This window comes from Heterorhizobium halophytocola, from assembly GCF_017873095.1.
Taxonomy (GTDB): Bacteria; Pseudomonadota; Alphaproteobacteria; order Rhizobiales; family Rhizobiaceae; genus Allorhizobium; species Allorhizobium halophytocola.
Window position 1 is genome coordinate 102,409 of sequence record NZ_JAGGJU010000006.1, and the last position, 20,257, is coordinate 122,665.

At 64.5% G+C, this 20,257-nt stretch carries 17 protein-coding genes; 11 read left to right on the forward strand and 6 right to left on the reverse strand.

Annotated elements, in window-relative coordinates; genetic code table 11:
- The first annotated feature begins 156 nt into the window (after positions 1–156).
- Both alaS and J2Z17_RS25530 read left to right on the forward strand, forming a co-directional pair.
- Positions 157–2,817: an alanine--tRNA ligase gene (gene alaS, locus J2Z17_RS12120; RefSeq protein ID WP_209945304.1), complete on the forward strand. Its 2,661-nt coding sequence runs from the start codon at positions 157–159 to the stop codon at positions 2,815–2,817.
- Positions 2,818–3,144: 327 nt separating this feature from the next.
- Positions 3,145–4,380, forward strand: a complete 1,236-nt coding sequence (locus tag J2Z17_RS25530; protein WP_209945307.1) for a GGDEF domain-containing protein — start codon at positions 3,145–3,147, stop codon at positions 4,378–4,380.
- Here the strand turns inward: J2Z17_RS25530 and J2Z17_RS12130 are convergent.
- The 3 genes from J2Z17_RS12130 to J2Z17_RS12140 form a co-directional block, all read right to left on the reverse strand.
- Positions 4,364–6,019, reverse strand: a complete 1,656-nt coding sequence (locus J2Z17_RS12130; protein WP_209945309.1) for a SulP family inorganic anion transporter — start codon at positions 6,017–6,019, stop codon at positions 4,364–4,366. The genes J2Z17_RS25530 and J2Z17_RS12130 overlap by 17 nt on opposite strands.
- Positions 6,020–6,390: 371 nt before the next feature.
- Positions 6,391–6,636 (reverse strand): hypothetical protein, encoded by a 246-nt coding sequence (locus J2Z17_RS12135; protein WP_209945311.1) that lies wholly within the window; start codon positions 6,634–6,636, stop codon positions 6,391–6,393.
- A gap of 166 nt (positions 6,637–6,802) precedes the next feature.
- Positions 6,803–8,017: an NADP-dependent isocitrate dehydrogenase gene (locus J2Z17_RS12140; RefSeq protein WP_209945313.1), complete on the reverse strand. Its 1,215-nt coding sequence runs from the start codon at positions 8,015–8,017 to the stop codon at positions 6,803–6,805.
- Positions 8,018–8,263: 246 nt separating this feature from the next.
- On the opposite strand from J2Z17_RS12140, the gene J2Z17_RS12145 reads away from it, so the two are divergent.
- From J2Z17_RS12145 to J2Z17_RS12165, 5 genes are all read left to right on the forward strand, one after another.
- On the forward strand, positions 8,264–8,785 hold the full coding sequence (locus J2Z17_RS12145) for a hypothetical protein (protein WP_209945315.1): 522 nt from the start codon (positions 8,264–8,266) through the stop codon (positions 8,783–8,785).
- A 91-nt stretch (positions 8,786–8,876) separates the two neighbouring features.
- Positions 8,877–9,695, forward strand: coding sequence for an RNA methyltransferase (locus J2Z17_RS12150; protein ID WP_209945317.1), 819 nt, complete (start codon positions 8,877–8,879; stop codon positions 9,693–9,695).
- A 104-nt stretch (positions 9,696–9,799) separates the two neighbouring features.
- Positions 9,800–11,749, forward strand: coding sequence for an FUSC family protein (locus tag J2Z17_RS25535; RefSeq protein ID WP_209945319.1), 1,950 nt, complete (start codon positions 9,800–9,802; stop codon positions 11,747–11,749).
- 140 nt (positions 11,750–11,889) lie between these two features.
- The gene (murI, locus tag J2Z17_RS12160; RefSeq protein WP_209945321.1) at positions 11,890–12,681 is read left to right on the forward strand and encodes a glutamate racemase; all 792 of its coding nucleotides are present in this window, start codon (positions 11,890–11,892) and stop codon (positions 12,679–12,681) included.
- Positions 12,682–13,089: 408 nt separating this feature from the next.
- On the forward strand, positions 13,090–13,323 hold the full coding sequence (locus J2Z17_RS12165; protein ID WP_209945322.1) for a DUF1127 domain-containing protein: 234 nt from the start codon (positions 13,090–13,092) through the stop codon (positions 13,321–13,323).
- 9 nt (positions 13,324–13,332) lie between these two features.
- Here J2Z17_RS12165 and J2Z17_RS12170 read toward each other — a convergent pair whose 3' ends face one another.
- Positions 13,333–14,043 carry an ArsR/SmtB family transcription factor gene (locus tag J2Z17_RS12170; RefSeq protein WP_245224053.1) on the reverse strand — a complete coding sequence of 237 codons (711 nt, stop codon included), beginning with the start codon at positions 14,041–14,043 and terminating at the stop codon, positions 13,333–13,335.
- Positions 14,044–14,204: 161 nt separating this feature from the next.
- On the opposite strand from J2Z17_RS12170, the gene J2Z17_RS12175 reads away from it, so the two are divergent.
- The 3 genes from J2Z17_RS12175 (at position 14,205) to J2Z17_RS12185 (ending at position 17,247) form a co-directional block, all read left to right on the forward strand.
- Positions 14,205–14,396 (forward strand): YjiS-like domain-containing protein, encoded by a 192-nt coding sequence (locus J2Z17_RS12175; protein WP_209945326.1) that lies wholly within the window; start codon positions 14,205–14,207, stop codon positions 14,394–14,396.
- 90 nt (positions 14,397–14,486) lie between these two features.
- Entirely contained in the window at positions 14,487–15,626 is a 1,140-nt protein-coding gene (locus J2Z17_RS12180) for an MFS transporter (RefSeq protein WP_377300072.1), read from the forward strand.
- A 91-nt stretch (positions 15,627–15,717) separates the two neighbouring features.
- Positions 15,718–17,247, forward strand: a complete 1,530-nt coding sequence (locus tag J2Z17_RS12185) for a helicase HerA domain-containing protein (RefSeq protein ID WP_209945331.1) — start codon at positions 15,718–15,720, stop codon at positions 17,245–17,247.
- A gap of 192 nt (positions 17,248–17,439) precedes the next feature.
- On the opposite strand, the gene J2Z17_RS12190 is transcribed toward J2Z17_RS12185, so the two are convergent.
- Together J2Z17_RS12190 and pepT are read right to left on the reverse strand one after the other, a co-directional pair.
- Positions 17,440–17,871 carry a DUF1810 domain-containing protein gene (locus J2Z17_RS12190; RefSeq protein ID WP_209945333.1) on the reverse strand — a complete coding sequence of 144 codons (432 nt, stop codon included), beginning with the start codon at positions 17,869–17,871 and terminating at the stop codon, positions 17,440–17,442.
- Positions 17,872–17,939: 68 nt separating this feature from the next.
- Entirely contained in the window at positions 17,940–19,181 is a 1,242-nt protein-coding gene (gene pepT / locus J2Z17_RS12195; protein WP_209945335.1) for a peptidase T, read from the reverse strand.
- A gap of 150 nt (positions 19,182–19,331) precedes the next feature.
- On the opposite strand from pepT, the gene J2Z17_RS12200 reads away from it, so the two are divergent.
- Positions 19,332–20,255 (forward strand): alpha/beta hydrolase, encoded by a 924-nt coding sequence (locus tag J2Z17_RS12200; protein WP_209945337.1) that lies wholly within the window; start codon positions 19,332–19,334, stop codon positions 20,253–20,255.
- The last annotated feature ends 2 nt before the right edge of the window (positions 20,256–20,257 follow it).

Here is a 20,257-nt window from a genome sequence, read left to right on the forward strand (position 1 = left end):
GCCCCTCGTTTTGTCAGGCTTTGAAGAATTGCCGGCCATATGTCGAAAGATGTATGGCCGGTTCTGCTTGTTCGTCTGGACAGGGTCGAGGCTGGGCGATAAAAGCCATTGTTTTTTGAAGGAACCACCAGACGCGGTGGCAATGAAGGGCGTGAGATGAGCGGCGTAAACGAAATCAGGTCGACCTTCCTCGACTATTTCAAGACGAATGGACACGAGGTTGTTTCCTCCAGCCCGCTGGTGCCGCGCAACGACCCGACATTGATGTTCACCAATGCCGGCATGGTGCAGTTCAAGAACGTCTTTACCGGCCTCGAACAGCGCCCCTATAGCCGCGCGACGACCGCCCAGAAGGTCGTGCGCGCCGGCGGCAAGCACAACGACCTCGACAATGTCGGCTATACCGCCCGCCACCACACCTTCTTCGAAATGCTCGGCAATTTTTCCTTCGGCGACTATTTCAAGGAGCAGGCGATCTCGCTGGCCTGGAACCTGATCACCAAGGAATACGATCTGCCGAAGGATCGCCTTCTGGTGACGGTCTATTCCGAGGATGACGAGGCGGCCGATCTCTGGAAGAAGATTGCCGGCTTTTCCGACGACAAGATCATCCGCATTCCGACGTCGGACAACTTCTGGACCATGGGGGATACCGGTCCCTGCGGTCCCTGCTCGGAGATCTTTTTCGATCAGGGCGAAAACGTCTTTGGCGGACCACCCGGCAGCGCAGACGAGGACGGCGACCGCTTCCTCGAGTTCTGGAATCTGGTCTTCATGCAGTTCGACCAGATCGATGCGACGACACGGCTCGACCTGCCGCGGCCGTCGATCGACACCGGCATGGGGCTGGAGCGCATGGCGGCGATCATGCAGGGCGTCACCTCGAATTACGAAACCGACCTGTTCCGCCGCCTGATCGCGGCGGTGGAAGAAGCGATCGGATCGCGCGCCGAAGGGCAGGCGGCTGCAAGTCACCGGGTCATCGCCGACCACATCCGCGCCACCGCCTTCCTGATTGCCGATGGCGTGCTGCCCTCGAACGAGGGCCGCGGCTATGTGCTTCGCCGCATCATGCGTCGCGCCATGCGTCACGCCAAGTTGCTCGGAGCCCGCGAACCGGTGCTCTACAAGCTGCTGCCGGTGCTGGTGTCGGAAATGGGTCGCGCCTATCCCGAACTGGTGCGCGCCGAGGCTCTGATCACCGAGACCCTGAAGCTCGAGGAAAAGCGCTTCATGCTGACGCTCGAGCGCGGGTTGTCGCTGCTGTCGGATGCCACGCAGTCGATGGACAAGGGCGACACGCTGGACGGCGAGACCGCGTTCAAGCTCTACGACACCTATGGCTTCCCGCTGGACCTGACCCAGGATGCCCTGCGCAACCGGGGCATCGGCGTCGATATCACCAGCTTCAACGACGCCATGCAGCGGCAGAAGGCCGAGGCGCGCGCCAGCTGGTCCGGCTCGGGCGACAAGGCCGCCGAAGGCATCTGGTTCGAATTGAAGGATCGTTTCGGCGCCACGGAATTTCTCGGCTATAGCTCGGAGAGCGCCGAAGGGGAAATCCAGGCGCTGGTGCGCGACGGTGCCTCGATCCCGTCGGCAGCGGCCGGCGAGACCGTGCAGGTGGTCGTCAACCAGACCCCGTTTTACGGCGAATCGGGTGGCCAGATGGGCGATGTCGGGGTGATCTCCGGCGAAGGCTTCGTGCTCGATGTCATCGACACGCAAAAGCGCGGCGAGGGGGTCTTCGTGCACGTCGCCACCGTCCGCGAGGGCTCCGTCAAGCCGGGCGTCCCGGCGCTGCTGGTGGTCGATCATGCCCGCCGCAGCCGGCTGCGGTCCAACCACTCCGCGACCCACCTGATCCATGAAGCGCTGCGCGAGATCCTCGGCACGCATGTGGCGCAGAAGGGCTCGCTTGTCGCGCCCGAGCGGCTGCGCTTCGACGTATCGCATCCCAAGCCGATGTCGGCCGAAGAGCTGCGGCAGGTCGAAGAGATGGCCAACGAGATCGTGCTGCAGAACGCGCCTGTCTCCACCCGTCTGATGAGCGTCGATGACGCCATCGCCGAGGGCGCCATGGCGCTGTTCGGCGAGAAATACGGCGACGAAGTCCGCGTCGTGTCGATGGGCACCGGGCTGCATGGCGACAAGGCCGGTAAGCCCTATTCGGTGGAGCTCTGCGGCGGTACCCATGTCGGTGCGACCGGCGAGATCGGTGTCGTGCGCATCCTCGGCGACAGTGCGGTCGGTGCCGGCGTGCGCCGTATCGAAGCGCTGACCGGCGAGGCCGCCCGGGCGTATCTTGCCGAACAGGACGAGCGGGTGAAATCGCTCGCATCGAGCCTGAAAGTGCAGCCGACGGACGTTGTGTCGCGCGTCGAGGCGCTGATTGACGAGCGCAAGAAACTGGAGCGTGAACTGGCCGATGCCAGACGCAAGCTCGCCATGGGCGGCGGCACGGCTGCCGGTGGCGATGATGCCGTCGATGTCGGTGGCGTCACATATCTGGGCAAGGTTCTGGCCGGTGTCGATCCGAAGGACCTGAAGGGCCTTGCCGACGACGGCAAGCAGAGCATCGGCTCGGGCGTGGTCGTGCTGATCGGCGTTGCCGAAGACGGCAAGGCCAGCGCGGTGGTCGGCGTCACGGCCGATCTGACCGATCGTTTCAGCGCGGTCGATCTTGTCCGCGTCGCCTCGGCGGCACTCGGAGGCAAGGGTGGTGGCGGACGCCCCGACATGGCGCAGGCCGGCGGTCCCGATGGTGCTGCTGCTGCTGCCGCGGTCGAAGCGGTGCGGGTCGCCATCGCCGGCTGATCGAATTTCAAAGATCAGCGCCCGTCTGCCGAATTGGGCTCCGGTTCGGCAGACGGGCGCAAATACAAGCCTCTGAAGTGCGAAAGCAAATCTGAAGATCGCGACAGGCTTTGGCCCGTCAAGAGCCGCCGATACCTCTGCCGGTACCGGCGGTTTTTTCATGCGTCGTCGGTGGTCTGTGTGGCGATCGCTGTGGCTGCCGGACTGCGCCACGACCATTCAGGCGATGTGCCAAACCCTTTCAGGGCCTGCCTTTTGGCCTTTCTGAGCATTTTCGAATTCTTCATTCTTCCTCGCTATTTTTCTCACCATAGACGGGAGCGGGTAGTGGGTGAGTTTTTCAGTTCCGGCGCCATCATGCTTTGCCTGTTGGCGTCTTCCTCGATCATGGCGGTCTTCGTCACGCGCAGCTGGTTGCGATCGCCGGAGCGGACGGAGCTTTTCTATTGGGCGGTCGGCAACATCATGGGCGCTGCCGGCGCGCTGGCCAAATGTCTGGGCTTTCTCGAAGGGCCGGCGCTGCGTATCGGCGATGGGCTGAGCCATGTGCTGATTGCCTGCTGGCTGGCGTTTTTCTGGGCGGGCTTGCGCGCCTTCGACAATCGTTCGGTGTCTCTGCGGATCGTCTGGAGTGCACCGCTGCTCTGGGGTGCCCTGACGCTGATCGGCAATGCCATCCTGCCGGCAAGTGCCGCCGGACTGGCGGCGAGCGCCTTCTGCTGTGCCGGATGGTCTGCATTCTGCGCCTTCGGTGTGGGGAATTCGGCGGTCTCCGCGCATGAAACGACCGCCAGCCGCCGTCTGGCATTGGCGGCCCTTTGCGGGGCAGCCCTGGCACAGGCGGTCCTGGCGCTCGTCCTCTTCATAACCCCCGGCATCACCGCCTATCAGACGCTGGTCGAAGGCGTCTTTGCCGCCCTGGTGTTTGCGGAGTTTCAGGCGCTGGGCATGGCGCTGATCGTCCTGTCACGCGAGCGCATGGAGCGCCATTACCGAAGACAGGCGGAGATCGACGAATTGACCGGCGTGATCAATCGCCGGGCCTTCATCCAGCAGGTGGAGGCGCTGCGCCGCCGGCGCGAGGATGAAGGCGCGCTCGCGCTGCTCGACATCGACCATTTCAAGCGGGTCAACGACACGCTCGGCCATGCGGGCGGGGACCAGGCGCTGATCGCCTTCAGCGAGATCGTCAGCGCCAGGCTCGAACCCGGCATGGTGTTCGGCCGCATCGGCGGAGAGGAATTTGCGCTCTATATGGCCGGCTGTGGCCAGGAGCAGGCGCGGCAGGTCTGTGAGACCCTGCGCGAGGCCGTGGCCGGCGCGTCGATTGCGATCGGCGACCAGACCCTGACGATGACGGTCAGCATCGGCGTGTCCGCCGATCAGGCGAGCTATGCCGACCTCAATTTCCTGCTCGGCGTTGCCGATCGCGGATTGTATATCTCCAAGCGCAATGGCCGCAATCGGGTCACCGCGCTGAATGCCAGCGCGGGTCTCAACCTGATCGCCTCGCTGATGGCCGAAAACAAGGGCGCGGATCGCCGCGTCATGCGCGGGAACTGACCTCTTCGGCCTGCGCGATCAGGGCGCGGGCTTCGGGGATGGTTGCGACATAGCGGACGCGCCCGGCCGTCAGTTCATGCGCTTCCAGCATGCGCCTCAGGTCCGGGCCGACGCCGGCCATATAGACCGCGACGCCGGCGCGTTCGGCCTTTCTCACCGTGCCTTCGATGACATTGGCGGCGGTCGCATCCAGCAGCGACACGTCGGAGAAGTCGAGGACGAAATGCCGGTGGCGATCGGCTATGCGATCGAGCACCGCGCCGACCGTGGCCGTGGCACCGAAAAAGAAGGCGCCGCTCAGCCGGTAGACTACGGTGTCGCCGTCGCCCTGGTCGAGCGGGCGCTCGGGCGACGTCTCCGCATGCGGCCCGATGGTCATCGCCTTGCTCATCCGGCCGATGAACAGCAGCGCGCCGAGGCTGAAGCCGACAAGGATGCCTTCGGTGAGGTCGCGGAAAACCACCAGCAGGAAGGTGACCAACAGCACGGCCGCGTCGCCGCGCGAGGAACGGACGAGGGCCGCGAAGGCCGGGCGCTCGATCATGTTCCAAGCGACGACGGCAAGCACGCCGGCAAGCGCTGCGAGTGGAATATAGCTGGCAAGCGGGGCGGCAAGCAGCGTAAAGAGCAAAAGAAACAGGGCATGAAACATGCCGGAAACCGGGCTGGTCGCGCCGGCCCGCACATTGGTTGCGGTGCGTGCAATCGTGCCGGTGACGCAGATTCCGCCGAACAGGGCCGAACCGATATTGGCGACACCCTGGCCGATCAGTTCGACATTGGAGCGGTGACGTCGCCCGGTCATGCCGTCGGCGACCACGGCCGAGAGCAGGGACTCGATCGATCCCAGCAAGGCAAAGGCTGCCGCATCCGGCAGCACAGCCAGCAGGAGTTCCGGCGTCACATGCGGCAGGGCCGGCACCGGCAGGGTGCGCGGAATGCCGCCGAAGCGGCTGCCGATGGTGGCGATGTCGAGGCCGAATGTCGCGGAGATCGTCGACGCGACGACGACGGCGATCAGCAGGCCGGGCAGCCGCGGTGCAAAGCGGCGCAGGGTCAAGATGACCGCGATGGTCAAGGCGGCGGTCGCGACCGCCGGCAGGCTGGCGGTGCGCCAGGCCGAAAGCAGGATGGGCAACTTGTCGACCAGCGGCCCCGGCTCCTTCACCGGCAAGGTCAGACCGAAAAGATCCGTCAGCTGGCTTGCAAAGATGATGACGGCGATGCCGGCGGTGAAGCCGACGGTGACCGGAAACGGGATGAATTTCACATAGCTGCCGAGCCGAAGGGCGCCGGCCATGATCAGGAACAGGCCGGAGATCGCCGTTGCCAGCAGCAATCCGTCGACGCCGTGGCGGGCGACCGTGGCCGCCACAAGCACGATAAAGGCGCCGGCTGGCCCGCCGATCTGGTGGCGGCTGCCGCCAAGGGCCGAGACCAGGAAGCCCCCGATGATGGCCGTATAGAGGCCGCGATCAGGCGTGACGCCGGAGGCGATGGCAATCGCCATCGACAGCGGCAGGGCGACGATGGCGACCGTCAGGCCGGCGATCGCGTCGCTCTTCAGGCGGTCGAGGGAATAGCCCTCCCTGAACACGCTGATGGATTTCGGTTCGAAGGCGTCGGCGGGAAGGGCCATGGCGACTCGGCGGTGGGTGCGAAGGGATAGCCAAGTAAAGGCGCCCTGCGACGCCGGCGCAAGAGCTGGAATTTGCTAGGGCGGTTCTCTTATCGCGTTGGAGAAGCCAGAAACGGTTTCGCGCAGAAACGGCGCCGGTTTGTGCTTTCAAAGGCACGACATCCCGAGCGCCCGAAGGCGTGCCGCTCCTGCGGCAGATGCTCATGCGAGAGACGCGTTCGCCGCGTGCGGCAGATCCGGCACAACAGTATGCGGCCGGCCAAGTATCCGCCCGGCGGATGTTGCTGGGTCGACAATCCTCCTGCGCGCCAGCCGGTCAGGCCATGCGCCGCGTATCGTCGTGTGTCAGGAAAGCTGCAGGGAGATCCGTGTCAGTCGTTGCCTGTGCCGTTTGCCGAATGACCGGCCGGCAGGATACGCCCATTGCCCGCCTTCTTGTGCAGGGCATTGGCATCGTCATTCGACACGGCGCCGGTGTGGATGTCGTCGTGCGTTGTCGGAATGAGATGATGCATGGCGACTTCCTGGCTGGCGGGCAGCGTATCGGCCATCGAAGCTGCCGGAACCGCGGCAAGACTTGCCAGAACAATGGACAGCTGACTGACGAATTTGAGCATTTCAGGACTCCTCCCATGAGTCTATCCGTGACTCCTCTCACGGATGATGCATGAGAACGCGCTTATTTCGAAGTGTCAAGCTTTGTTGCATTGCAATATTTGCAGGTGGTAAAGAAAAAGCGGCCCGTGAGGACCGCTTCATCTTGTCTTTGCTGCAGCTAATGGCTCAGGCGGCCATGGCCTTCTGCAGGTTTTCGTCGATCTTGTCGAGGAAGGCGGTGGTCGAGAGCCACGGCTGATCCGGACCGATCAGGAGCGCGAGATCCTTGGTCATGTGACCGGACTCGACGGTCGAGATGCAGACCTTTTCCAGCGTTTCGGCGAAGGTCGCGAGCTCGGCATTGCCGTCGAGCTTGGCGCGGTGGGCAAGGCCACGGGTCCAGGCGAAGATCGAGGCGATCGAGTTGGTCGAGGTTTCCTGACCCTTCTGGTGCTGGCGGTAGTGGCGCGTCACGGTGCCGTGGGCGGCTTCCGCTTCGACCGTCTGGCCATCCGGGGTCATCAGCACCGAGGTCATCAGGCCGAGCGAGCCGAAGCCTTGGGCAACGATGTCGGACTGGACGTCGCCATCATAGTTCTTGCAGGCCCAGACATAGCCGCCGGACCACTTGAGCGCCGAGGCGACCATGTCGTCGATCAGGCGGTGTTCGTACCAGATCTTGGCTTCCTCGAACTTCTCCTTGAATTCCTTGTCGAACACTTCCTGGAACAGATCCTTGAAGCGGCCGTCATAGGCCTTGAGGATGGTGTTCTTGGTCGACAGGTAGCAAGGCACGCCGCGCTGGAGCGAATAGTTGAACGAGGCGCGGGCGAAATCGATGATCGAGTCGTCGAGGTTGTACATCGCCATGGCAACGCCGGAGGACGGGGCGTCGAACACGTCGCGCTCGATCGTTTCGCCGTCTTCGCCGACGAACTTGATCGTCAGCTTGCCCTTGCCGGGAAATTTGAAATCGGTGGCGCGGTACTGGTCGCCGAAGGCGTGACGGCCGACGATGATCGGCTTGGTCCAGCCCGGAACCAGACGCGGCACGTTCTTCATGATGATCGGCTCGCGGAAGATCACGCCGCCGAGGATGTTGCGGATCGTGCCGTTCGGCGAACGCCACATCTTCTTCAGGCCGAACTCCTCGACGCGGCCTTCGTCGGGCGTGATCGTGGCGCATTTGATGCCGACGCCGTGCTTCTTGATCGCATTGGCGGCATCGATGGTGATCTGGTCGTCGGTTTCGTCACGCTTCTGGACCGAGAGGTCGTAATACTCGATCTTCAGGTCAAGGTAGGGCAGGATCAGCTTGTCCTTGATGAACTGCCAGATGATGCGTGTCATCTCGTCGCCGTCGAGATCGACGACCGGATTTTCAACCTTGATCTTGTTCATGAAATGCCTCTTGAACTGCTGGGGGGAGCAATGTCCCGGGGGTGGTGATAACCAATGTGGGAGCGCTATAGCATCGCCGGCTGGAACTGCAAAGAAGGACGGCGCGCCAGATGACGTTTTTCATCGGCGCCAGAGCCGATTCCGCCAGCTGGCGCGCGCGGCTGAGCACGTTCTGCGTGCTTGAGCTTTGCAGACCCGGCGCTATTGTGCGGTCGCAGACGTCCAGGAGGGGTGGGGAGAGACGGCATGAAATCTTTGGTCGTGAGCATGGTTCTGGCACTTGCCGGCGGCAGTGCCTGTGCGCAGGATATGACGGCGCCCGTTCGCCAGCTGATCGAGATCGCGGCCGGCAACTGGGCCGTGACGGATCCGACCGAGGACGAGGTCTTCGGCGAGGAGCAGCTGGCGCGGCTTTTCAGCACGGGATTTGCCGCGGACTACCGGGCCGCCGCCCTGCATCCGGCCTATGACCTGCCCGAAGGCGAGACGAGCGGCTATCCGTTCGACTACGATCCGATCGCCCAGGGGCAGGACGGCTGCGCCTTCGAGAACATCCGGATCGTCGACGAGGGCGATGGTGCGGTCACCGCCCGTTTCCAGAACCACCTCTGTTTCGGCGACACGGCAGACGACAAGGCCGATACCGTGCTGGTGTTTTCCGTGACGGAAGAGGGCGGGCATCCGGTTATCGACGACTTCAGACCCGAGCGGGATGGCGAAAACGGCGGATCGATCCGGCAGGAGCTGCGCGAGATCGCCGCGCAATGACGCGGCAAAGGCGGCGGTTTACCTGTGGCTTTGATTTTGTCGCGGCTTTGTGCCACTGAGACCGCCGTTTGAAGAAATGCGGATGACGATCATGGCAGGGACCAACAGCGAGCGCGAATTGATGGCCGAAGGGCCGGTAATCATTCTGGTCGAGCCGCAGCTCGGCGAGAATATCGGCATGGTCGCGCGGGCCATGGCCAATTTCGGCCTCTGGGAACTGCGCCTGGTCAATCCGCGCGACGGCTGGCCGAGCGAGAAGGCGCGCTCCGCCGCCTCCAAGGCCGACCATGTGATCGATGCCACCCGGGTCTACGACACGCTGGAAGAGGCGATCGCCGATCTCAATTTCGTCTATGCGACCACCGCGCGCGAACGCGACGGCTTCAAGCCGGTTCGCTCGCCGGTGGTGGCCGCCGCCACCTTGCGGGCGAAATTCTCGGCCGAGGAACGCACCGGCATTCTCTTCGGCCGTGAGCGCTGGGGGCTCACCAACGAAGAGGTGGCACTCGCCGACGAGCTCGTCACCTTTCCGGTCAATCCCGCCTTCGCCTCGCTGAATATCGCCCAGGCGGTGCTGTTGATGTCCTATGAGTGGATGAAATCCGGCATGGAGGATCTGGGCGAGACCCGGTTCCAGGCGGCCGAGCAGCGTCCTGCGACCAAGGACCAGCTGGTCGGCCTGTTCGAGCAGGTGGAGGAGGCGCTCGATGCGCGCGGCTATTTCCGGCCGGAGGGCAAGCGGCAGCGGATGATCGAGAACTTGCGCGCCGTCCTGTCGCGCCGGGCCTTCACCGAACCGGAAATCAATGTGCTGCGCGGCGTCTTCCGGACTTTCGATCGCTACAGCCGGCAGAATCCGAGGGGCCTGTCACGGCCCGACGAGCCGGATGCGATAGAGACTGACGAATAGCAGGTCCGCAGTCCCGGCTTTGACATCCTGGACGCCAATCGTGTTGATGGTCATGCGCGGCGTTTGAACGCGGCCGGGCGGGCTGAAGGGGCAAGGGAGCGGCCGTGAGGATCATCACCGGGGTAATGGACAACCTGCTCGGCATCGACCCGGCCTTGGTCCGGCTGAAGCTCGGTGCACGCGTGCTCGTCGGCCTGGTGCTGGCGGTGGCCGTCGCTGCGGCGTTTTCAAACTTCATCCATCCGATGCCTGTCGCCGGCTATGCCCTCGGCATCGCGCTGTCCATCCAGGGCGTGCTGGTGGTGCGCGACAACGGCATCAGGGCACAGACCTGGACGCGCATCCTCGGCATTCTCGTCGCATCCGTCGTGCTGGTGCTGGGTGCGGCGCTCGAACCCTATCGCGTCGCCAGCGATGCGGCATTTCTGGTGGTGATCTTTCTCGCAGCTTTGGCGCGGTCGGCCGGCCCGCGCTACACGGCGCTCGGGATGTATGCCTTCATGACCTATTTCATGGCGGCCTATTTTCATCCGGCGCTTGCCGACGTGCCCTATGCGATCATCGGCATCGCGATTTCCGCCATCGTCGCGCAGGTCGTGCGGTTCGTCATCATTCCTGAAAACCGGCTGAATTCTCTAAAGGGCGCCGTGCGGGCCGCGCTGCAAAGGGTCGACGCCATCCTGTTCGACCTCGGTGAGATATCCGCGCGCGGCAGGCTGGACGAGCAGGATCGAAAGCAGTTGCGCCGCCGGGCACATCGGCTGAAGCAGGCCGTCCTGATGGCGCAGGGGCTGCTGGCTGGCGACGAGGCCGCCTCGGAGGACGCGGTCGTGCTCGATCTGCAGGTCCAGCTGGTCGAGCTTCAGCTCGCCGCGGAAAGCCTGATCGTCAGCGCCCGCGAAAGCCTGCTGCCGGCAGAGGTGCTGTTCGCCGGGCTCGGCGATCTTGGTCATCTGGCGCCCGAGGCGGATCCGGCGACGGGGCCGTTGAGCGACGCGCACCGGGCGCTCGACTGGCTGCTGGCGGCCAAGGCGGCGCTGGCCCGCGACATTCCCGCCATCCAGATCCTGCCCGGCCAGAAGCCGGACGCGGCCGGGCCGGGCCTTTCGGCAATGCTCGAGCGCAAGGCCCTGATGACGGCGGTGCAGGTGACGCTGGCGGCCGGGATCGCCATGGGCTTCGGTCTGGCCCTGTCGCGCGAACGCTGGTTCTGGGCCGTCATCAGCGCCTTTTTGGTGTTCGTCAACACGCGGTCGCGCGGCGATACCGCCGTGCGGGCGACGCAGCGCGCGCTCGGCACGCTGTTCGGCATTTTCGTCGGGCTCGGCATCGGTCTGCTGATCGGCGACTGGAAGATCCCGACGGCGCTTCTTGCGCTGTCCAGCCTGTTCTTCGCCTTTTACAGCCTGCCGGTGTCCTATGCGCGAATGACCTTCTTCATCTCGGCAGCGCTGGCGCTGGTCTATGCGCTGATGGGCGTGCTGACCGTGGAACTTGCCTGGCTGCGGGTCGAGGAGACGGTGATCGGCACGCTGGCTGGCATGCTGGTGTCGGCGACGGTGTTTCCGACCCGGTCGCGGGTGCCGCTGGAAGCCGCGGTTGCCGGCTATTATGCAGCCTTGCGCGCACTGCTGGAGGCGCTCGGCGGGCGCGCGGCGCCGGCAGCCACGATGCGTCGTCTTGCCCAGGATCTCGACCAGGCCTATGGCGGGCTGGTCGATGCCGCAAGGCCGATCGGGACGCCGTGGCAGGTGGTGACCCGGCCCGGCAAGGTGCGCCAGACCTTGTCGCTGTTTCTTGCCACCACCTATTGGGCAAGGCTTGCCGCGCGGCAGGGCCCGTTGAACGACGGCGCGCCGGACGCGATGACCACGGACAAGCTTCTGGCGCGGCTCGACGACCTGCAGGCGCGCAAGGCCGAATGTTTCTATATCGACCGCGACCGCAGTGCCTCGGCCCCCTTGCGTGGCGTGTCGAGTTTTCCCCGCGCGCCGGACGACACGCTGAGTGCGCTGGACGCCACGATGGCCCGCCTCTATCCCGAGGACCGGTGAAGGATGCGCCGACTGCCGAATTCGTGTCGCAAAGTTGCGGCAGCGTGTCGGCTGAACACGCCCGGCCTTGCCGTTCGTCACGGTGCGGGGTAGGGCGGACGCGGTCTGCCGGTCCGAGGGGCATAGGAGGGACATAGGGAATGGTCGAGGAACTGAAGCCTGTTCTGGTATTCGATTCGGGGATAGGTGGTCTGACGGTGCTGCGCGAGGCGCGGGTGCTGATGCCGGAGCGGCCGTTTCTCTACGTTGCCGATGATGCAGGCTTTCCCTATGGCGCATGGGACGAGGCGCCGCTCAGTGCCCGCATTCTCGATCTCTTCGAAACGCTGTTCGACGCCCACGATCCGCAGGCCGTCATCATTGCCTGCAACACCGCCTTCACGCTTGCCGGTGCGGATCTGCGGGCGCGATTTGCCGATCGCTGCTTCATCGGCACGGTGCCGGCCATCAAGCCTGCGGCAGAGCGCACGAGGTCCGGCCTGATTTCCGTGCTTGCGACGCCCGGCACTGTCAAGCGCGCCTATACCCGTGAGCTGATCCAGTCCTTTGCCGGGCGCTGTCACGTGCGTCTCGTCGGGTCGCAAAACCTCGCACGCATGGCCGAAGCCTATATCCGCGGCGAGACGGCACCCGACGACGATGTGCTGGCGGAGATCGCGCCCTGCTTCATCGAGGAAGACGGACGGCGCACCGATATCGTCGTGCTTGCCTGCACCCATTATCCGTTCATGGCCAATGTGTTTCGCCGTCTGGCACCCTGGCCGGTCGACTGGATCGATCCTGCCGAGGCGATCGCCCGCCAGGCGCGGCGGCTGGTGCCGCAGGTGGAAGGCGCGGACCCGTCGCATGGCTGGGATCAGGCTATATTCACCTCCGGCCTGCCCGATTTTTCGACGCGCCGGCTGATGCAGGGCTTCGGCCTGAAGATCTGACCAGCCCTACCGGCGGATCTCGCAGTTGTTGCTGAAGAGCAACAGATGCGACACTTTGTCTGCAATCGCGAATTGCACGCTTGCCGACCCGAGGGATGCATGGCAGTCTTCCGGCCATCCGCAACTCAAACCTAAGGAGGCGTTCGATGACCCATATTCTCGTGCTTATGCGCCTCTCTGGCGGATCGGCCTTTCCCTTGATGAACCTTGCGACAGGTAATCAGGCAGGCCGAACCTTCCGGGCGCTTTAGTCCGGAATATCAGCGCTTTGGCGTTTTCCTGAACTCTCTGTCATAATCGCGTTGATCGATAGCTTTCCTGCGTTCGCAGATCGCTGCTCTCGCCATCATCGCGTCATTCCATTTTTATGAGGACCTGGTGGCCGAGGGGCTCCGGGAATGAGCCGTCATGGGTAAAATACAATTGGTGATTGAAGACGTCGATGACGTCATCGAACAAGTCTACAGACGTTTCGGCGTGCGCCGGGTGATCCGTTCGCTGCTGCGGGCCATGACCAGGCGTCGCCACTACAACAATGCGCTGGCCAATCTCTCCGACAGGATGCTGCGCGATGTCGGGATGCCCCTCAAAGAGAAGCGTTTTCCGGTGCACCCGCTCGATGTGATCCTGCCGCCGTTTTAAGGGCCGGGATCAGGCCGCGTCGATGGCAAGATCGGACTGCGCGATGTCAAAAACGTCGCGCAGTCCCCGTTCGCCCGCGGGGGTGAGGTCAAGTGCCCGGCTGCTGCTTCCCGCGCGCAGCCAGTTGAGGTCCTTCGTGCGTTTCAGGATCGCCGCGCCGAGCCGGCCGCCGAGATGCATGCGCCGCTCGCTCCAGTCCAGGCAGCAGCGGCAAAGCGGGCGATGGCTGCCGGGTCTCGGATCGAGATCTATGCCGAAATCGCAGAAGAACCGGCGGCCCTCGTCGGTGACAAGACCGGCGCCGTCGTCGATCTGGATATAGCCGGCAGATGTCAGCCGGTCGGCGATCGCGACCGCAATCCGCCCCGCGAGATGGTCGTAGCAGGTGCGGGCACGGCGCATGGCCACGTCCTTCGGCCCCGTCGGGCGATGCCGTTTGGGCCCGAGGCTCGCAAGCGTCGTCAGCTGTTCCAGAGCGTCCACGACATTCTGCGAGGCCAGGCGATAATAGCGATGCCGGCCCTGCTTCTCGACGGCGACAAGCTTGCCATCCAGCAGCTTCGCCAGATGGCCGCTGGTCGTCTGGGCGCTCACCCGGGCATGCCATGAAAGCTCGGTCGCCGTCAGCGCCTTGCCGCCCATCAGGGCGGAGAGGATGTTGGCGCGGGCTACATCGCCGATCAGGGCGCCGATCTCGGCGATCGATATGGGGTTGGCCATCTCGTTCATGGCTCCAGTCTAGCGCGAGAACCGCCACGCGTCATGCCCCGACAGTTCGGCCGGGGCCGAAGCATCCGGAGGGCAGGGCAGGCTATTTCGCTCTCGGCTTGAAAACCTGACCGGAGGGTGATGCGATGGGCGAGACTGACAGGAACGGGCCGATGGCCGATGACAGCGCCGATACCGGCGTTGCGCGCGGGTTGAGGCACCGCCTGTGGCTGTGCCTGTGGCGCTGGCGGCACCGCCGCCGCAGTCGCCGTCACCTGATGGCACTGGACGATCGGCTGCTGGCCGATATCGGCCTGTCGCGGTCCGTGGCGAAACGGCAGGGCGAGCGGCATTTCTGGTGCTGACGAATTTCGGCTAGTCTGCGGGCATCATACCGATTCTGCGTCTTCCTCCCATCCGACGAGCGCTTCTTCATGTCACCCGTGCGACTGATCATGGCCATCTTTTTTTTGCAGCCGATCGCCTTCGGCGCCTGGCTGCCGCGCATTCCCGACATTCAGGCGCGCCTGGCCATCGGTCCCGGCGATCTGGCGATCGCGCTGATCGGCATGCCCGTCGGCATTCTTGTCATGCTGCCCTTCGCCGGCCGGCTGGTCGCGCGGATCGGCAGCAGGCAGGCGATCCTCTACGGCTTCTGGATCTTTCTCGGCCTGGTTTTCGTGCCGGCCCTGTCCGGCAGCGTGGGCATGCTGTTCGCCACGCTGATGCTGCTCGGGGCGGCGATGACGACGATGGAGCTCAGCCTGAATGTCGAGGCCGATCAGATCGAGAAGATGTGCGGGCGGCTGATCATGAACCGCTGCCATGGTTTCTGGAGCCTCGGCATCATGGCCGGCAGCCTGATCGGTGGGGCGCTGGCCTCGCTCGGCCTCGGCCCGGCGCCGGCGGTCTTCGCGGTCGCGATCGTCGTTCTGCCGGCCGGCCTGTTCGTCGGTGTCCGGCTGCCGAAAGCGGAAACCGCGGATGATGCGGTGGCGGTGGTGCGCTTGCCGTTCAAATTGCCGAGTGCGGCCCTTCTGGCGATCTGCCTGTTCACCTTCGGCATCACCATGACCGAGGGCGCGGTCGCCGACTGGTCTGCCGTCTATCTGCGCGACCTGTTTGCCACCAATGGCATCCTGACAGGCCTCGGTTACACGCTGTTTGCCCTGGTGGCGGCCGGCGGCCGCTTTGTCGGCGATCTTTTGAAGGCGCGGCTGGGCGCGGTGATGCTTGCACGCATCTGCGGCGTCTTTGCGCTGATCGGCATGCTGGTCGTCGTGATCGCACCCGTCCTGCCGGTGGCCTATCTGGGCTTCGTCATCGTCGGCTTCGGTGTGTCGGTCGGCTTTCCGCTGGCGGTCAGCGCATCGGCGGCACTGACCGACCGTCCGGCGGCAGCCAGTGTCGCGATCCTCTCCTTCATCGCATTGCTGGGCTTTCTGGTGGGGCCGCCGGTCATCGGTTTTGCCGCCAAGGCCTTCGGATTGAAAACAGGGCTTGCCATGCTGCTGCCTGCCCTTGCTATAAGCCTGCTGCTGACAGGCGCGCTCACGACACATGAGTCGCGCCAGCCTGAGCCTGAGCCGGCGTAATTGGCTGTGAGTAAGTCTGCGCCGGACAGCGCATTGCAGGACAGAACCTGCTAAATGAACACGATGCTCCAGATGTGAAGAGGTTGTTGCGTTGCAGGTCGGAATCGATATGGGAACGGTGCAAGGCGGTCAGCCGGCCAAGCTCGATATCGAGGAGCTGCTGGCGACGCGCCTGCTGGTGCAGGGCAATTCGGGCTCGGGCAAGTCGCATCTGCTGCGCCGATTGCTCGAACAGTCCGCCGAATGGGTGCAGCAGGTCATCATCGACCCGGAAGGAGACTTCGTCACCCTGGCCGACAAATATGGCCATGTGGTCATCGATGCCGACCGGACCGAGGCGGAACTCGCCGGCATTGCCGACCGCATCCGCCGCCACAGGGTCTCCTGCGTGCTCACGCTCGAAAGCCTCGAGATCGAGCAGCAGATGCGGGCCGCCGCCGCCTTCCTCAACGGCATGTTCGATGCCGACCGCGAATTCTGGTTTCCGGTCCTGGTGGTGGTCGATGAAGCCCAGATGTTCGCGCCCTCGGTCGGCGGCGACGTCACCGAAGACACCCGCCGCATGTCGCTTGGGGCGATGACCAACCTGATGTGCCGTGGCCGGAAGCGTGGTCTGGCCGGCGTGATCGCCACCCAGCGTCTGGCAAAGCTCGCCAAGAACGTGGCCGCCGAAGCCTCCAACTTCCTGATGGGTCGAACCTTTCTCGATATCGACATGGCGCGTGCTGCCGATCTGCTCGGTATGGACCGTCGCCAGGCGGAGATGTTCCGCGACCTGAAGCGCGGCAATTTCGTCGCCCTCGGTCCGGCGCTGTCGCGTCGGCCGCTGCCGATCATCATCGGCGACGTGGAGACCTCGGCCCGTTCGTCCAGCCCGAAGCTGATGCCGCTGCCGAATGCGCCCGAGGATGTCGAGGATCTGGTGTTCACCCCGGATCCGGAGGAGTTTACCCGACCCGTCGCCCAGCGCCGCGCAGCACCCGCGCCCCGGCCGACAACGGATATTCTGGCGGAACTCTCCAAGGCGGCGCCCGCCGCCAGCGAGGACAGCCCCGCTGTACCCACCCGCACAGCCGCTCCGGCGCTCAGTGAGGAGGAACGCGAGGAGCGTCTTGTCGGCGTGCTGGACGAGATCCTCGCCGACCCGCAATCGGCGTTCCGCACGGATTCGGTGCTCTATCAGGAATTCCTGGTGCGGGCCCGCATGCGCCGCGTCGGCGGGCCGCCGATGGCGATGAGCGAGTTTCGCCGTCGCGTCGCCGTCAGCCGTGCCGATGTGGACGAGGAAACCGCGGCAAGCGCGTCCTGGGCCACGGCGCTGTCGCTCTCTTCCGGGGTGTCCGACGATCTGCAAGGGGTCTTCCTGCTGATGGCGCGGGCTGCCATTCGCGCCGAGCCCTGCCCGTCGGACCTGCGCCTGGCCAAGGCCTACGGCACCCATTCGGCGCGCCGTGCCCGGCGACTGCTCGGCTATTTCGAGGAACAAGGGCTGATTGTGGTGCACACCGACTTTGCCGGCAAGCGCATTGTCGCCTTCCCGGAACTGGAGGCGGAAACGCTGCCGGGGGATCCGAATGCGGCGGACGACGAGGGACAGGACCTGCGCTCAGCCGCCGAGTGACGGACCGATTGGGACAGACGTGCCCGGAAGGGCGCCGGATGCCCATGGATTGGCAAGCCTTGACGCCTTGGTGCCGTCCCCGGCTCTCAACTGAAAGAGACAAGCCGCGCTTGGGAATGCTCGGGATATACCCGGACACGTCCTTCTCCGGTCTCGCAGCTTTCGGGCCGGCCGTGGCCGGCCCCGTCCTGTTCAGGCGGCCTGCGGTACGCGGTCGAGCGTCAGGCTGTCGCTCTTGCCGTTGTAGTAGCGATCGAGCACCTCGCGGAACACCGAGCGCTGCTTGCTGGCGAGGGCGAACAGGGTCATCGACGACCGAAGCTTGAGCATGTCGGTCCGTCCGAAGATCTGCTCGGCGGTGCGTCCCTGATGGCCGAGCAGGATGCATGCGCATTCCTTCAGCCGTGGTCCGAGCACCGGATGAGCCAGATAGGCGCGGGCCTCATCGACCGAAGTGATGGCATAGCGCCGCGCGGGAATGCTGGAGCCCAGGCCTTCCAGCTGCGGAAAGATGAACCACATCCAGTGGGTCATCTTGCGGCCACGGAGAAGCTCCCTGACCGCCTGTTCATAGAAGGGTGCCTGCGCCTTGACGAAGCGATTGAGGTCGTACGGATCATCCATCGAAATTCCTCCCGGTTGAACCTTATACCTAAACGCGCGATCCGTGTAGATGTTCTGTTAAGCGAAGGTTAATTCTCCGGCGCGCGCTGTTCCCAGACTTTCACCAGTTCGACGATGGTGCGAACCGTCGTTTCCATGTCCTGGACGCTGATCCACTCGAGCGGCGAATGATAGGCATGGCCGCCGGTGAAGATATTGGGGCAGGGCAGGCCCATGAAGGACAGCCGCGAACCATCGGTGCCGCCGCGGATGCTGTGCTGGACCGGCGTCAGACCGACGCGCTTTACCGCCTCGATCAGATTGTCCATCACTTCCGGATGCTGATCGAGCACGACCTTCATGTTGCGATATTGCTGGACAACGGTGAAGGTGAAGCTCGAGCCTGGATATTCCGAGAGCACGCTTTCGGTCAGCGATCGCAGCAGCGCCTGCTTTTCGGCGAGGCCCTCGTCTGCAAAGTCGCGGATGATCAGCTTGATCTGCGCGCCTTCCATGGCGCCGGTGATGCCGGTCGGATGGATGAAGCCTACCTTGCCTTCCGTCGTTTCCGGGGTGATGTCCTTCGGCAGGCGGCTGACGATGTCGGCGGCGATCTTGATCGCGTTCTCCATGCGGCCCTTGGCGGTACCCGGATGCATGGCGACGCCGGTGATATCGATGGTCACCGCGTCGGCCGAGAATGTCTCGTTCTCGACGTCGCCGATCCGGCCGCCATCGAGCGTGTAGCCAAACCTGGCGCCGAGCTTGGCGAGATCGACCTTGTCTGCACCGCGGCCGATCTCCTCGTCGGTCGTGAACAGCAGCTTGACCGCGCCGTGCTTGATCTGCGGGTTTTCCAGAAGATATTGCGCCGCGCTGATGATCTCGGCAATGCCTGCCTTGTCGTCGGCACCCAGAAGCGTGGTGCCGTCGGTGGTGACGATGTCGTGGCCGATCTGCTGCTCAAGATCGGGATGCTCGGCCACGCGGATGACACGGCTCGGATCGCCGACCAACGGAATATCGCCGCCGGCATAGGCCCTGACCACCTGCGGCTTGACGTCCTTGCCGGAAAAGTCCGGCGCCGTGTCCATATGCGAGCAGAGGCAGATCACCGGCACGGATTTTTCCACATTGCCGGGCACCGTCGCATAGACATTGCCGTGCTCGTCGAGATGCGCATCTTCAAGCCCGAGCGCGGCCAGTTCGTCGACCAGCAGCCGGCCAAGATTTTTTTGCTTGTCCGTCGAAGGCTGGGAGCTCGATGCGGCATTGGACTGGGTATCGATGACGACATAGCGGAGGAAGCGGTCAAGAACGGTGTCGGTCATGCGGAAATCCTGAAATACGCTGGGCAAGGGACGATGAAGGCGTCGCTCGGAATATCGTGAGCTGTGTCTCGGCGGGGCCACAATTGTTATGCGAAATAATCGTGGCGAGGTGAAGCGCCCTGTCATGATTATTTTGTCTGGAGGCTCTCCTTGCTCGTCCGTCGTCAGTTTCTCACCGCCTGTGTCGCCCCGCTGCTTTTTTCCACACGGGTCGAAGCGGGCGAGGCGAGCAGCCTGTCTCTCTGGCCGGCGGGGCCACCGGAGGGTGGCGGGCCGAGGGGGCCGATCAGGCGTACGGCAAGAGGCGCGGTCTCCAACGTCGCGACCCCGCATCTTCGCGTCGTGCGACCGGCCGTCTCCAATGGAGCGGCCGTGCTGATTGCCGGGGGCGGCGGCTATCGTCGGATCGAGGAGGGCGCCGAGTCCGATCCCGCGGCCGACTGGTTTGCCGCGCGCGGCATCACCGCTTTCGTGCTGACCTACCGCCTGCCGGGCGAGGGGTGGGTCTCAGGCGCCAAGGCGCCGCTGGAGGATGCGGTGCGGGCCATGCGGGTGATCCGCGCCGGCGCACCGGCCTTCCGCCTGGACATCGGGCGGGTCGGCGTCATCGGGTTTTCAGCCGGCGGTCATCTGGCGGGCATGCTGGCAACCCAGGCGTTCGAGCCGGTCTATGGCGCGTCCGACGGGATCGACCTGGTGTCCGCGCGGCCCGATTTCGCCGTCCTTGCCTATCCGGTCGTTACCCTGGTACCGCCCTATGACCATACCGTCACGCGGCGGTCGCTGGTCGGCGCGCATCCGACATCGGCGCAAAGCCGGGAGTGGTCGGTGGAAACCCATGTCGACAAGGCTTGCCCGCCGTTTTTCCTGGTGCAGGCGGTCGACGACCCGATCGCAAGTCCGATGAACACGGTGATCCTGAAGCGGGCTCTCGATGCCCATGACGTGCCGGCCGATCTTCTCCAGCTCGGCTCCGGCGGCCACGGCTTCGGCATGGGACGGCCGGGCAGCGCGACCGAAAGCTGGACGCAGACATTGGCAGGCTGGCTGAAGGCAAGGGCGCTGATCGGCTGACA

What these genes read in the sequence shown, in the direction of transcription:
- J2Z17_RS12150 (WP_209945317.1), top strand. Translation starts at nt 8,877, where the DNA reads ATGGCAGGGACCAACAGCGAGCGCGAATTGATGGCCGAAGGGCCGGTA.
- J2Z17_RS12135 (WP_209945311.1), bottom strand. Translation starts at nt 6,636, where the DNA reads ATGCTCAAATTCGTCAGTCAGCTGTCCATTGTTCTGGCAAGTCTTGCC.
- J2Z17_RS12180 (WP_377300072.1), top strand. Translation starts at nt 14,487, where the DNA reads ATGGCCATCTTTTTTTTGCAGCCGATCGCCTTCGGCGCCTGGCTGCCG.
- J2Z17_RS12190 (WP_209945333.1), bottom strand. Translation starts at nt 17,871, where the DNA reads ATGGATGATCCGTACGACCTCAATCGCTTCGTCAAGGCGCAGGCACCC.
- J2Z17_RS12175 (WP_209945326.1), top strand. Translation starts at nt 14,205, where the DNA reads ATGGCCGATGACAGCGCCGATACCGGCGTTGCGCGCGGGTTGAGGCAC.
- J2Z17_RS12170 (WP_245224053.1), bottom strand. Translation starts at nt 14,043, where the DNA reads ATGGCCAACCCCATATCGATCGCCGAGATCGGCGCCCTGATCGGCGAT.
- pepT (WP_209945335.1), bottom strand. Translation starts at nt 19,181, where the DNA reads ATGACCGACACCGTTCTTGACCGCTTCCTCCGCTATGTCGTCATCGAT.
- J2Z17_RS12130 (WP_209945309.1), bottom strand. Translation starts at nt 6,019, where the DNA reads ATGGCCCTTCCCGCCGACGCCTTCGAACCGAAATCCATCAGCGTGTTC.
- murI (WP_209945321.1), top strand. Translation starts at nt 11,890, where the DNA reads ATGGTCGAGGAACTGAAGCCTGTTCTGGTATTCGATTCGGGGATAGGT.
- J2Z17_RS12165 (WP_209945322.1), top strand. Translation starts at nt 13,090, where the DNA reads ATGGGTAAAATACAATTGGTGATTGAAGACGTCGATGACGTCATCGAA.
- alaS (WP_209945304.1), top strand. Translation starts at nt 157, where the DNA reads ATGAGCGGCGTAAACGAAATCAGGTCGACCTTCCTCGACTATTTCAAG.
- J2Z17_RS12145 (WP_209945315.1), top strand. Translation starts at nt 8,264, where the DNA reads ATGAAATCTTTGGTCGTGAGCATGGTTCTGGCACTTGCCGGCGGCAGT.
- J2Z17_RS12140 (WP_209945313.1), bottom strand. Translation starts at nt 8,017, where the DNA reads ATGAACAAGATCAAGGTTGAAAATCCGGTCGTCGATCTCGACGGCGAC.